This is a genomic window from Sneathiella sp., from assembly GCF_047631475.1.
GTDB lineage: Bacteria > Pseudomonadota > Alphaproteobacteria > Sneathiellales > Sneathiellaceae > Sneathiella.
In genome coordinates this window covers 25,242-36,800 of the sequence record NZ_JBLHZT010000036.1, presented here as the reverse complement: position 1 = coordinate 36,800, position 11,559 = coordinate 25,242, and the positions used below count along the sequence as shown (strand labels likewise).

General features: G+C 48.6%; 14 protein-coding genes. 5 read left to right on the top strand and 9 right to left on the bottom strand.

Annotated features, from left to right (window positions below):
- From ACJAYR_RS13825 to ACJAYR_RS13800, 6 genes are all read right to left on the bottom strand, one after another.
- Positions 1-350 (bottom strand): uracil-DNA glycosylase family protein (locus ACJAYR_RS13825; RefSeq protein ID WP_415237155.1); only part of this gene is annotated, 350 nt, incomplete at its 3' end.
- Between the two features lie 118 nt (positions 351-468).
- Positions 469-1,755 carry a TRAP transporter large permease gene (locus ACJAYR_RS13820; protein WP_415237154.1) on the bottom strand — a complete coding sequence of 429 codons (1,287 nt, stop codon included), beginning with the start codon at positions 1,753-1,755 and terminating at the stop codon, positions 469-471.
- Positions 1,755-2,282, bottom strand: coding sequence for a TRAP transporter small permease (locus tag ACJAYR_RS13815; RefSeq protein ID WP_415237153.1), 528 nt, complete (start codon positions 2,280-2,282; stop codon positions 1,755-1,757). The genes ACJAYR_RS13820 and ACJAYR_RS13815 overlap by 1 nt, the downstream gene beginning before the upstream one ends.
- 20 nt (positions 2,283-2,302) lie before the next feature.
- Entirely contained in the window at positions 2,303-3,301 is a 999-nt protein-coding gene (gene dctP / locus ACJAYR_RS13810) for a TRAP transporter substrate-binding protein DctP (protein ID WP_415237152.1), read from the bottom strand.
- Positions 3,302-3,333: 32 nt separating this feature from the next.
- A complete protein-coding gene (locus tag ACJAYR_RS13805) occupies positions 3,334-4,272 on the bottom strand; it encodes a hydroxymethylglutaryl-CoA lyase (protein WP_415237151.1) in 939 nt (312 codons plus the stop codon).
- On the bottom strand, positions 4,269-5,408 hold the full coding sequence (locus tag ACJAYR_RS13800) for a CaiB/BaiF CoA transferase family protein (RefSeq protein ID WP_415237150.1): 1,140 nt from the start codon (positions 5,406-5,408) through the stop codon (positions 4,269-4,271). Before ACJAYR_RS13800 ends, ACJAYR_RS13805 begins: the two co-directional genes overlap by 4 nt.
- Positions 5,409-5,517: 109 nt before the next feature.
- Between ACJAYR_RS13800 and ACJAYR_RS13795 the strand changes: the two genes are divergently transcribed.
- The gene (locus ACJAYR_RS13795) at positions 5,518-6,447 is read left to right on the top strand and encodes a LysR family transcriptional regulator (protein ID WP_415237149.1); all 930 of its coding nucleotides are present in this window, start codon (positions 5,518-5,520) and stop codon (positions 6,445-6,447) included.
- Positions 6,448-6,515: 68 nt separating this feature from the next.
- Complete coding sequence (locus tag ACJAYR_RS13790) at positions 6,516-6,923, top strand: GFA family protein (RefSeq protein WP_415237148.1); 408 nt, start codon at positions 6,516-6,518, stop codon at positions 6,921-6,923.
- Between the two features lie 2 nt (positions 6,924-6,925).
- On the opposite strand, the gene ACJAYR_RS13785 is transcribed toward ACJAYR_RS13790, so the two are convergent.
- Positions 6,926-7,498 (bottom strand): helix-turn-helix domain-containing protein, encoded by a 573-nt coding sequence (locus ACJAYR_RS13785; RefSeq protein WP_415237147.1) that lies wholly within the window; start codon positions 7,496-7,498, stop codon positions 6,926-6,928.
- Positions 7,499-7,652: 154 nt separating this feature from the next.
- Here ACJAYR_RS13785 and ACJAYR_RS13780 point away from each other — a divergent pair, with 154 nt between their 5' ends.
- Positions 7,653-8,816: a benzoate/H(+) symporter BenE family transporter gene (locus ACJAYR_RS13780; protein WP_415237146.1), complete on the top strand. Its 1,164-nt coding sequence runs from the start codon at positions 7,653-7,655 to the stop codon at positions 8,814-8,816.
- 7 nt (positions 8,817-8,823) lie between these two features.
- On the opposite strand, the gene ACJAYR_RS13775 is transcribed toward ACJAYR_RS13780, so the two are convergent.
- Both ACJAYR_RS13775 and ACJAYR_RS13770 read right to left on the bottom strand, forming a co-directional pair.
- Positions 8,824-9,522 (bottom strand): transglutaminase-like domain-containing protein, encoded by a 699-nt coding sequence (locus ACJAYR_RS13775; protein ID WP_415237145.1) that lies wholly within the window; start codon positions 9,520-9,522, stop codon positions 8,824-8,826.
- Positions 9,523-9,595: 73 nt separating this feature from the next.
- The gene (locus tag ACJAYR_RS13770; RefSeq protein ID WP_415237144.1) at positions 9,596-10,231 is read right to left on the bottom strand and encodes a glutathione S-transferase family protein; all 636 of its coding nucleotides are present in this window, start codon (positions 10,229-10,231) and stop codon (positions 9,596-9,598) included.
- Between the two features lie 112 nt (positions 10,232-10,343).
- Between ACJAYR_RS13770 and ACJAYR_RS13765 the strand changes: the two genes are divergently transcribed.
- The gene (locus tag ACJAYR_RS13765; protein WP_415237143.1) at positions 10,344-10,838 is read left to right on the top strand and encodes a MarR family winged helix-turn-helix transcriptional regulator; all 495 of its coding nucleotides are present in this window, start codon (positions 10,344-10,346) and stop codon (positions 10,836-10,838) included.
- 21 nt (positions 10,839-10,859) lie between these two features.
- Positions 10,860-11,531, top strand: coding sequence for a glutathione S-transferase family protein (locus ACJAYR_RS13760; RefSeq protein ID WP_415237142.1), 672 nt, complete (start codon positions 10,860-10,862; stop codon positions 11,529-11,531).
- Positions 11,532-11,559 lie beyond the last annotated feature (28 nt).

Genomic DNA, 11,559 nt, shown 5'->3' with positions numbered 1-11,559 from the left:
TTTTCCATCAGGCGCGAACGCCATGCCTCTGCGCATTCAGGCCGCGGGGGAAGATCTCCTGATTTACCCGTTCCTGGAAAACAGAACCCCATGGGAACGATGTTGATTTTCGTATCGTCGTAAAATTGGTCCCGCTCTATGCCCATCCATTGACGCAGCCGATCCCCACTCGGGTCATTAAACGGGATACCGGTTTCATGTACGCGGCGCCCGGGCGCCTGACCAACAACAAGAATAGGTGCCGAAGCGGAGGCCTGAACCACGGGCCGCGGGCCCTCTGGTAAAACAGAATGACACAGACGGCACGCCTGAATTTGAGTAAGAAGTGTATCGAGTGTTTCTGTGGTCATTTAGGCTCCTTCGCAAAAACCATAAGCCAGAGAAACAATTTCGTCTTGCATTTTTTGCCCGCCGGACAACAGACATAAAAATTTGCCCGGCCCGACGGAAACAAAAAATCAATGATGCCTAGCGGCCAAACCCTGCGATTTCAGGAAGCCACAATGCCAGCCCGGGTATCATCATTACAAGGAACAGCCCCAGCAGCATCAACAGAACATACGGCAAAGACCCCCGTATGACTTCGGCCAGGGGGGCATTGGCAATGCCTTTGATAACAAACAGGTTCATGCCAACCGGCGGGGTAATCAAGGCAAGCTCCAGATTGATCATCAACAAAATGCCGTACCAGATCAGATTAATATCCAACTGAATAAGGGCCGGTAAAATGATCGGTGTTGTAATCAGAATGATGGAAATAGTCTCGAGAAACATACCCAACACAAAGATCACCAGCATTACCACCAGAATAAAACTAAGCGGAGACAATCCGAGGGCGGTCACGCTTTCCATAAGCTCAATTGGCAGACGAATAATTGTTACGGCATGCCCAAACATGGCTGCTGCTGCCAAAATCATAAACAGCATCGCGGTTGTACGAACCGTTTCATACGCCGTTTCACCCAGCTCTTTAAAACCGAAATTCCGATAGACAAACGCACCAACAAGAAGCGCATAAATACAGCCAATTGAAGCCGCTTCCGACGCGGTAAATATCCCTGAATATATGCCCCCCAGGACCAGCGGTGGCATTAACAACGACCAGATTGAACGCTTCAGCGCAGAACCACAATTTTTCCAGCCAATCCAGCTACTATCTTTACGTTCCTTTTGGAAATAGGCTTGTGAAATACAATGAAAGGCAAAGATCAGCGCCATCAAAATACCCGGGATGAAGCCGGCTAAAAACAGGGCACCAATTGACGTTTCAGTCACAATTGCATACAGAATAAGAGGACCCGACGGTGGTATAAGAATACCCAAGGTTCCACCAGCAGCAATAACGCCATAGGCATCCCTTGGCCGATATCCAAAGCGCTGCATTTGCGGAATGGCACTTGACCCGATCGTTAAAGCCGTCGCGACGGATGATCCTGATATCGCCGCGAAAATTGTACAGGAAAGAACGGTCGCAACACCCAATCCCCCTTTAAAATGCCCCACCATCGCGTTTGCCGCTTCATAAAGATCATCCACCACTTTGGATTTGATCATCACATGGGCCATGAATGCAAACATGGGGATTGCGGTCAGCAAACCGTTATCCAGTTTGGCAAAAACCGTATCTGCGACACTGGAAATGCTGCCTTCGGTCACCAGCATAATGGCCACTGAGGCCAGACCAAGGCCTGCAAAAATCGGCATCCCGGTCAATAAAAGAACAATCAGAAGGCAGAGAATAAAAAACGTCGCCATTATTTCCGCCTCTTTCCAAGAAGTAAATCAATCGCACGGGAAATCGCGAGAAGCATCAACAGGCCGCCCCCAATCAATAGAAAAGACTGCGGTATCCATAAAGGAGCCTCAAGATAACCATCCGAATACACGCCAATACTCCAGGAAAACTCGACTGCGGCCCAGCCGCTGAGCAACAAGACGCCTGCAACAAACGCGGTAGACGCATATCCCCACAAACCGAGGATTTTTGCAGAAATACCCCGGGCCTTTGAAGACAATAAATCAACGCTGATATGCTCGCCCCTTCGCAAGGTCTCGGCGGCCCCCAACATAACAATCGCAACAACCAGAAAACCCGACAATTCGTCTGTCCAGGTAAGGGGTGTTCCAAACACATACCGTTGCACTACGCTATAGCCGGTGATTGCAAGGGTAAAAACAATAAGGACGGCGCTCAGCACCGCCGCTAGCTTTGCAAGAAAACCTAAAGCCCTGCCGTGAAAAGAAGGGGAGTTTTCCTCCCCTTCTTCAATTTCATCTGACATTTTCATGAAAAGTGATCAGATTATAGTTTATTGATAAGCTCAAGCAGCTTTTTGCCGTCCTCACCAGAAGCGTCGCCGAACGCTTTGTCAAAGGCTGGAGACATTTTGGCTTTCAAAGCTGCGATATCTTCGTCTGTCGCGATATGAACCTTCATGCCTTTTTCTTTCAGCTGACCCGGTGCTTTTGCAGCAGACACTTCAGAGGCTTCAATCGCCCAGAAAGCGGCTTTCTTGCCGGCTTCATCAACAGCAGCTTTTCCTTTGGCAGACAGGCCGTCATACCATTTTGGATTTACATAGCCATGGAAATAGATGCTGAACAAAGGCAACACGGTGACGTGATCCTGAACTTCAAAATATTTCCGCGAAACTGCAGCAGAAACATCGGTCAGACCGGCATCGATAACGCCAGTTGAAAGCGCCTGATAGACTTTACTGCCAGACATCGCAGATGGCGCGGCGCCCATTGCAACAAATCCAGCATCCGGAACCGGACCCAGTCCCCGAATTTTCACGCCTTCAAAATCAGCCGGCTTGATCAGACTTTTGCCACTGGACGTGATGGCTGTGCTGCGTGTTGTAAACAGCCAGGTAACGTTCTTAACACCTTTCGTCAGCAGCTTTTCTTCAAGGAAACCAGCGGCTTCAGAACCATCCCATTTTTTCAGGGCATCCAGACTGGAAACCGCAAATGGGCCAAGCGTCACATTCATCAATGGAAGCGTTTTGCCCCACTGAGGATTAATTGAGAAAGCACAATCGATATCACCTTTGGCAACAGCCGTTGCGTTTTGTTTTGCGCCAGTCAAACTGTTGGCACCGAAAACCTGAACGTCGATTTCGCCTGCTGACAGGGTTTCAATTTCTGCTGCCCAACGGTCAATGACCTTGGCAATATGATGGGCTGGTGGCAACTGATGGCTGCAACGCATCTCGGTTGCTGCAGTTGCTTGTGTCACGTTACCAAATGAAGCGGCAACAGCCAGAATACCTGCTGTTAACCCGAGTATTTTTTTCATCGTTTCTCTCCCTAAAAAATTCGATACTATTATCAAGCCGGCCAGGATTTTGGCAGGCCTGCTTTCGCCACTGCCCCATAAAGAGGTTCTGTTGGCATTTCTTCTACAATAATTTTTCTGACTTCACGCAGGGCTTCGATATCAATCCCGGTCGCAAAACCACTACTTTCACACAAAAAGACAAGATCTTCAAAAACCACATTTCCAGTGGCATTCGGGGCAAACGGACAACCACCCAGTCCCCCCATCGCACCGTCCAGCAGCCAGACACCATTATCAAGGGCCGCAGAGGCATTGGCGATGCCCATGCCTCGCGTATCATGCAAATGCACCCCGAAAGGACGCCCATTTGAAATTCGGTTCAAATCGGCGGTTAGCGCTGCGATCTGTTTTGGTCCGGCATATCCGACGGTATCCGCCAGACTAACAAGGTCAGCCCCCACTTCATAACATTTCTCTGCAATTCGGAGCGTTTCTTTTGGGTCCACCGAACCGGCGATCGAACATCCGAAAGACATCGCAATCCCGACATTGACCAGGGGTTTATGGTCCGACTGGTCCCGCATCCGGCACAAGTTCTCGACTTCAGAAAGAGTTTCGGCCCGGGTCCGCCTTGTATTGGCAAGATTATGCTCTTCAGTCGCTGAAACGACGCATCCAATTTCACCGACACCACTTGCAAGCGCATCAATGGTGCCGCGCTTGTTAAGGGCAAGAGCGGCACCATGCGCCCCATCCAGTCGATTGATCGTATCAATGACAGACAGGACATCTGCAAACATGGGATATTTGTTGGCAGGCAAAAATGAGCCAACTTCGAAATGACGAACCCCCGCCTGAAACTCCAGTTCAATCCAGCGTTTCTTGGCTGCACTGTCCGGAAAGGTTTTTACCATCTGAAGGCCGTCACGAAGACCTACCTCACGAAGGCTGATGCGGTTTTCCGGGTAAACTTCAAGAACATCGGTCATTTCAATGCTTCCAATTCTGCCAGTATGGCATCTGTGTCCGCGCCTAAAACCGGGACATCCAACCCTTCTCCAATTCCACTGCCATCCATTTCAATGGGCAAAGCAGGACTTCTGAAAGCGTTTCCGTCTGAATTGATAGAAGAAACAAGGCCGCCTTCTCGCAAAACATGCGGATCATTAAACAGGTCTTCCGGACTGTTTATCTTGGCAAAAGGAATACTCAGCTGATCCAGTTTTAAGACGAGATCTTCTGCGTTTATCGTGGCGATCTTCTTTGCCACAATCGGAATAGTCCAGGCTCGTGCCTCAATTCGATCCGTCGCTGTTTTCAGCCGCTCGTCTTCCAGTAATTCCTGAAGGTCGTAACTTTCACAAAATGTCTGCCAATGTCCGTCTGTGACAACACCGATGAAAATTTTCTGATCATCGGCCGTTGTGAAAATATCATAGACCGGCCACGCATGGGTTCTTTGCGGCATCGGCGTTGAAGGTACACCGGTCATATCAAACTGCACCATATGCTGGGCAACCATGAACAGGCAGTTTTCAAACAACCCGATACGAATATTCTTACCCTTACCCGTTTTTTCCCGCTCCCATAAAGCGGAAAGGATACCGATCACACCAAACATGCCACCCATGATATCGTTCGCTGACGAGCCAACCCTTAATGGCCGCTCTCTGGAACCTGTCATCATGGCGAGCCCGGACATCATCTGAACCACTTCGTCCAGCGCGGGCCGATGTTCATAGGGTCCTGACAGGAACCCTTTGTGCCCGGCGATAATGAGTTCGGGGAATTTTTCTTGAAGATGCTCAGGATCCAGTCCCTGCTTTGCCAGCAAGCCGTCTTTGAAATTCTCCAAAAACACATCGGCGGTCCCAAGAAGCGCCTGAAAAGTCGCTTGGTCTTTTTCAGTATTCAGGTCCAGAACAACACTTTTCTTTCCTCTGTTGAACAAAGGAAAAAAGGAAGTCCCCATGCCCCTCAAGTCACGTGTTTTGTCCCCTTTAGCGGGCTCAACTTTGATAACCTCAGCCCCAAGCTGGACAAGGATCATACCGCATGCGGGTCCCATAACCATATGGCTCATTTCGACGACACGAATGCCGGCAAGAGGAAGGGATGACGTCATAAGAAAACTCTACGTGAATAAGGAAATTTATTTCAAATAGCCTATTGCCAGATACGCCTTCTTAAAAATATAATCTTTTGAACAATACGTTCTAATTTTTAGATATCAGATGAACATTCGCCAACTTACCTATTATATCGCAATTTTTGAGCAGAAAAATCTTTCAAGGGCTGCTAGCCATTGCAATGTCGCACAGTCCGCGATCAGCCATCATCTGGCCAATCTTGAAGAAAATCTGGGCGTTACACTGTTCACCCGGAAACCAAGAGGCATGGAACCAACTGCCGCCGGGATAAAGCTGTACGATCATGCAAAAATGATCCTGAAGGCAGTAAAGTCGGCCGAACAGGATATACGCGGCCAGTCTGATGCAATTGCTGGCGAAATTGCAATTGGATTACCTTTCACTGTCATGAAGGCCGTCGGACTTCCTTTTATGAAGGCTGTTCTGCGGGACTATCCAGACGTGCGCCTGTCGATTGTGGAAAGCCTCTCAGGCGGCACCTTCACGAACCTTCTTTCGTCGGAAGTCGATATAGCGCTGTTTTACAATCCTCAAAAAGATGACCGCGTGTCGTCCCGTCAAATCCTGGCCGAAGAAGTGTTATGCGTTGGCAAACACTCGATTATTGGGGCGTCTGATAGTGTTCTCACCTTTGATGACCTTGTGAAATTCCCCATTCTATTGCTCCGTCAAGGTGTCTCTGTTCGGGCGGTTGTTGACCGACCTGGCATCCTGAACCGACTGGAGGCACAAGTCCCCATCCACCTGAATTCGGTAAATGGGATAACGACCGGTTTACTTGCCGGACTGGGATGTACGCTTGCGCCGCATGTCTTTGTCTCGGACTATCTAAAATCAGGTGAATTGCATGCCCGCCCGATAGAGGGCCCCCTTGTCAATCGGCGGCTGTTCATTGGACAGTTAAAAGACAGACCTGCAACCCGACTGGTAGAGGCCATGACAGATCTCCTGTTATCCCTGATAGCTGAAGAGGTAAATTCCGGGCGGTGGCAGGCCGAAAGCAATCTGGGATAACAGTTTTTATTGGATGCCGCCTCTCAAATGGTGATAGCATTTCCGCTCAACAGGCAAGGGAGAATAGCATGACAATCACAGGACGATGTTATTGCGGGGAATTGACGTATTGCATTGAAAGCGAACCGATTATGAAAGGAAACTGCCATTGCCGGGAATGCCAGTATTTTTCAGGCGGCCACCCAAACGCCTTTCTTGTTATGTCGGACAGCACTTTCCAATACACAAAAGGAAAACCTAAAACTTTCACCCGTTCAGATCTGGAAAAACCCAGAACACGCGAGTTTTGCGGCAACTGCGGGACACATATTTGTACAAAATCAGAATTTCGACCGGGCGCAATCGTTTTAAAGGCTGGCACATTGGACGATATGTCACTTTTCGATAAACCAGATATGGCAATCTTTACGATCGATAAGCAACCCTTTCATCATCTGGATGCCGATGTGCCATCCTATGAAAGAATGAAGCCCTGAAATCACGGATCGCCAGGATCATTAATAACGGTTAGGACCACAGCCTCGTTCGCCGAACTGTTTCGGTATCCATGCGGTTGATCGCCATGCAAACGAATGGACTGTCCTGCCGTAACAAGATGCCAGACATTTTCCGACAAAACTTCCAGCGCGCCGCTAATGACGGTCAGAATTTCGACAACCCCTGCCTTATGAGGCTCTGACAATCGCTCATACCCTGCTGGGAATGTGAGTTCAAAATACTCAAACCGTAGGGTTGGATCATAGGGAAAAAGTGGCGCCACCAACATCGTATCGTCGGCGATCTGCCGACGCAGATCATTTGCATCCCGAATAACAGTTCCCGCCTCCCCGATAGAGGCGGGTACCGGTTCCAGCAAAGACGAGAGCGACAGATCAAATCCCTTCACAATCTTCCATATCGTTGCAATGGTTGGACTGGACTCTCCCCGCTCGATTTGACCCAGCATTGCCTTGCTCACACCCGTTTTGACAGCAGCCTGGCTTAAACTCCACTTTTTCTGCTGGCGAAACCATTTTACATTTTTCGCAATATGTTCAGTTGGATTTATCACTTTATTTCCCAGAGTCCCGCACCATCCACTTATTCACAAAAACACTTGTGCGCTATAACGCACGGATGTTATAGAGTGTCTTGGACGTTATAACGCACAACGCAACCGCAGGTCCAGCCCATCTGTCCAATCTGATTTACACAAAGGATCCAAAATGCTGAAATATTTCTCGCTACCTCATATTTCTGCAGGGTTTGTTTCCATACTGGTGGGCTATAGTAGCGCAGCGGCGATAGTGTTTCAGGCAGCGGCTGCCGGCGGCGCATCACCTGAAGAAATTGGCTCATGGATGTGGGCATTAGGCATCGGGCTGGGTTTAAACTGCATTCTATTATCGCTTTGGTTTAAAGCCCCAATCATAACCGCATGGTCCACACCAGGGGCCGCACTGCTGGTAACAAGTCTTCCTGGTATTCCTATGGCTGAGGCCATTGGGGCTTTTCTTTTCTGTTCTGTCTTGATCACTCTTTGCGGGATCACGGGCTGGTTTGAAAAGATCATGCAATTCGTCCCTCAGTCCCTCGCCTCCGCCATGCTGGGCGGAGTATTGCTTAGATTTGGTCTGGATACCTTTGTCGCCATGCAAAGCCAATTCACTTTGGTTTTTTTGATGCTGTGCGCCTATGTCTTTGGAAAACTGTTTTTACCAAGATACGTAATCCCGCTAACCTTTCTCGTGGGGATTTTATATGCTTTTGCTTTTGGTTTGATGGCGCCCTTTCCTGCGCCGATGCGACTGACAACACCTGTCTTTGTCTTTCCCCAGTTCAACATAACAACGCTAATCGGTATTGGCATTCCGCTGTTTATGGTCACGATGGCCTCGCAAAATGTGCCCGGGCTTGCCGTCTTAAGAGCCCATGGATATAAGACCCCGGCCTCCCCCTTGATCACATGGACCGGAATTACAGGCCTTGTTCTAGCCCCGTTTGGTGGTTTTGCCTTCAACCTTGCTGCCATTACAGCATCGATCTGTATGGGGCATGTGGTCGACCCTGACCCTTCAAAACGCTATCGTGCCGCCATCTGGGCTGGCCTATTTTACATACTGCTCGGACTTTTCGGGGGAACTGTCGCAAGTCTCTTTACGATTTTCCCAAAAGAGCTTGTCATGAGTATCGCTGGCTTGGCGCTGCTGGGGACCATTGCCAACAGCCTTAAAACAGCAATGGATAAAGAACAGGAAAGAGAAGCTGCCATTCTGACCTTTGCCATGACGGCCTCAGGTGTAACGCTACTGGGAATTGGGAGCCCCTTTTGGGCCCTTCTATTTGGAATGGCGCTGCATTTTACAATGCGCACACGGCACACGGCGTAAACTACAATCAGGCAGAAAAGCCCGGGTCATTTGCTTCATGTGCCCCGCTTGCCGTTTTATGTTTCAGTTTGGGGTAAAGCTCGGCTAGATCGCCTAATATGTCTTCAATTGGCGGCTCTTCAAATATGCCCCGGTCCTTCACATATTCCATGTGCTGCCGTTTTTCAGCATCAAATTCATGAAACAGCGCATCGGATTGACCGTCAAATTCAATCGGCTGAACACCAAAGCGATCACAAAGCTCCTTATTAAAGGTCGGTGTGACTTTATAAACTTTGCCGTTCAGCTTCAACGCGACAAACCCATGATAGGAAAATAGATCCGTTTCCATCAGTTCGGCCAATTTTGGTGTGTTGAGGTGATTTTGCACATCTGCAAACCCGACAGCCGCCGGTATGCCAATTGAGCGCAGCGCCGCCGCTAACAAAATGGCCTTGGGGACACAATACACCGCTGGCTGCTGTGCAATATAACTCGCCTTATATGTCGGGGCGTCGAACGTCATCTGATACGGGTCATATCGTAAATCGTCACGAACCGCATTAAACAGGATAATCGCCTTTTCTGTCTCAGAGGCGTTTTCTCGCCCCTTTAGCGCTTTTTCTACAAATGCCTGCACAGAGGGGCTTTCATAATCCAAATACGTATTAGAAGTAATCCAGCCACTCTCCAGATCCTGTGCCGGTATACCCGTCAGATCTCTCATTTCACCCTCTTACTGTTTAATTCCACCAATAATGAAACAGGTGTTGCTTAGCACAGGCAACACCTGAAAAAAATTAGTCGGTTTTTGGTGCAAAGGAGTATTCACCCCCTTTTTCCAATGCCTTCAGATAGGCCGGACGGGATTGGATTCTTGCAACGAAGTCAGCAATGGCAGGAAAGGCCGCTGCAGCACCGCGTGCATTCGCAGCTTCCAATGGAAAGGACATCATAATATCGGCACCGGTAAGGCTATTTCCGACAAAGAACTCCCGCCCCTGTAAATGTTTGTTGATGAAACCAAAATGGTTCATCGTTTCACTGTCGATGCGAGGGTTTAACGGTGCGGCGGCGTCTCCAAGACGGCTTGTATATAGGCGCAGTAACAACGGCAACATGGCCGAGCCTTCTGCATAATGAAGCCATTCTACATAATGAGGGTAATCAGCACTATCCTGTGCCGGCTCGAACGCACCCTTTCCATAGCGGCGAATAAGATATTCAGTAATTGCACCGGATTCATGAAGCAGTAAATCACCATCTTCCATAAGCGGTGATTTCCCTAACGGATGCACAGCTTTTAATGTTTCTGGTGCCAGACGGGTTTCAAGATCCCTCATATACGGGACAACTTCATAATCGACGCCCATTTCCTCTAGAAGCCAAAGTATCCGCTGAGAACGCGAGTCATTTAAATGATGAATTTTGATCACGGTTTTTTCCTTATTTAATCTCTGACAAGAGGACATATTATTTTTGTTTATCGATAGGAGCCGATAGCCGAACCATGGGCTTCAGTAATTATATATCATGGAATTAAATTTCATGATATATAATTGTGCAAGAGGGATGGACAGCCATCTTGCTGTCCTCTCATTGGAGAGAGATATGGCGAACAAGTCATTGGTAATTGAGTCAGAAATGGCGCTGGAACAAAAGGTGCTGACCTTGATCGGTTGCATTGCTCATGAACAAAAGGCAAGCCTTGAACGCCTGATCGCACCAATGCGCCTATCACTATTGCAGTTGAATATTCTGCATACCCTGGACAAATCCTCGACCGGCCAACTGACTGTCAACCAGTTAAAGGCCGCCATGTTTGATGAAAACGCGAATGTGTCACGTACGCTGAATAAACTCAGTGAAAACGGCTTAATCTCTAAAGAACGCTGCCTGACGGATCAGAGAACCGTTTATGTATCCATTACACAAAATGGCCGGAAAGCGCATAGAGATGCGGATAAGTCTCTACTGACCCACTCGACCGGGTTAGACCAAAACGATTTGCAAACCCTTTATACCATTCTGAAAAAATTATAACCGATCAGCAAAGGATCCCAAATGCTGTCTGTACATCACTTGGAAAATTCCCAATCCATTCGGGTCGTCTGGCTTCTTGAAGAATTGGGCGTTGAGTATCATCTGAAAACCTACAAACGTTCCGGCCCCCACGATCTTGCGCCAGAAGGTTATAAAAAATTGCACCCGCTTGGCACCTCTCCTACCATTTCGGACGGTGATCTCGTGCTAGCAGAAACAAATGCCATCATCGACTATATTCTGGACAAATACCCGGAAAGCAGCCTTCGTCCTGACGCCAACGCCACGGGTCGGGCAGACTACCTTTTCTGGATACATTCCGCACAAGGGACGCTTACACCTCTTCTTATCGATTTGCTCATTTTCAAACGGATCGTCACTGGCGTGCCCTTTTTCATCCGCCCGATTGCCAAAATGATCGCCGGGCAAGTGAAATCTTCCTTCATCGAGCCCCGCCTTTTTCGCATTTTGGGATATATTGAGCAAACGCTGGAGAAACAGACCTGGTTGGCAGGCGACCAGTTTACAGCGGCCGACATTGTCATGGGCTACTGTCTGGAAGTCGCTGAGGTGCGTGTCGGATTTGAAAATAGATTTCCGCATATTGCTGAATTTCTAAACACAATACGAGAGCGCCCGGCCTATAAAGTGGCGATTTCAAAAACCGGAAAATTCACACCCCTTCTGGATTGAAACCACCAAAATCATAGAATTTGAACTC

What these genes read in the sequence shown, in the direction of transcription:
- ACJAYR_RS13820 (WP_415237154.1), bottom strand. Translation starts at nt 1,755, where the DNA reads ATGGCGACGTTTTTTATTCTCTGCCTTCTGATTGTTCTTTTATTGACC.
- ACJAYR_RS13815 (WP_415237153.1), bottom strand. Translation starts at nt 2,282, where the DNA reads ATGTCAGATGAAATTGAAGAAGGGGAGGAAAACTCCCCTTCTTTTCAC.
- dctP (WP_415237152.1), bottom strand. Translation starts at nt 3,301, where the DNA reads ATGAAAAAAATACTCGGGTTAACAGCAGGTATTCTGGCTGTTGCCGCT.
- ACJAYR_RS13805 (WP_415237151.1), bottom strand. Translation starts at nt 4,272, where the DNA reads ATGACCGATGTTCTTGAAGTTTACCCGGAAAACCGCATCAGCCTTCGT.
- ACJAYR_RS13800 (WP_415237150.1), bottom strand. Translation starts at nt 5,408, where the DNA reads ATGACGTCATCCCTTCCTCTTGCCGGCATTCGTGTCGTCGAAATGAGC.
- ACJAYR_RS13795 (WP_415237149.1), top strand. Translation starts at nt 5,518, where the DNA reads ATGAACATTCGCCAACTTACCTATTATATCGCAATTTTTGAGCAGAAA.
- ACJAYR_RS13790 (WP_415237148.1), top strand. Translation starts at nt 6,516, where the DNA reads ATGACAATCACAGGACGATGTTATTGCGGGGAATTGACGTATTGCATT.
- ACJAYR_RS13780 (WP_415237146.1), top strand. Translation starts at nt 7,653, where the DNA reads ATGCTGAAATATTTCTCGCTACCTCATATTTCTGCAGGGTTTGTTTCC.
- ACJAYR_RS13775 (WP_415237145.1), bottom strand. Translation starts at nt 9,522, where the DNA reads ATGAGAGATCTGACGGGTATACCGGCACAGGATCTGGAGAGTGGCTGG.
- ACJAYR_RS13765 (WP_415237143.1), top strand. Translation starts at nt 10,344, where the DNA reads ATGATATATAATTGTGCAAGAGGGATGGACAGCCATCTTGCTGTCCTC.
- ACJAYR_RS13760 (WP_415237142.1), top strand. Translation starts at nt 10,860, where the DNA reads ATGCTGTCTGTACATCACTTGGAAAATTCCCAATCCATTCGGGTCGTC.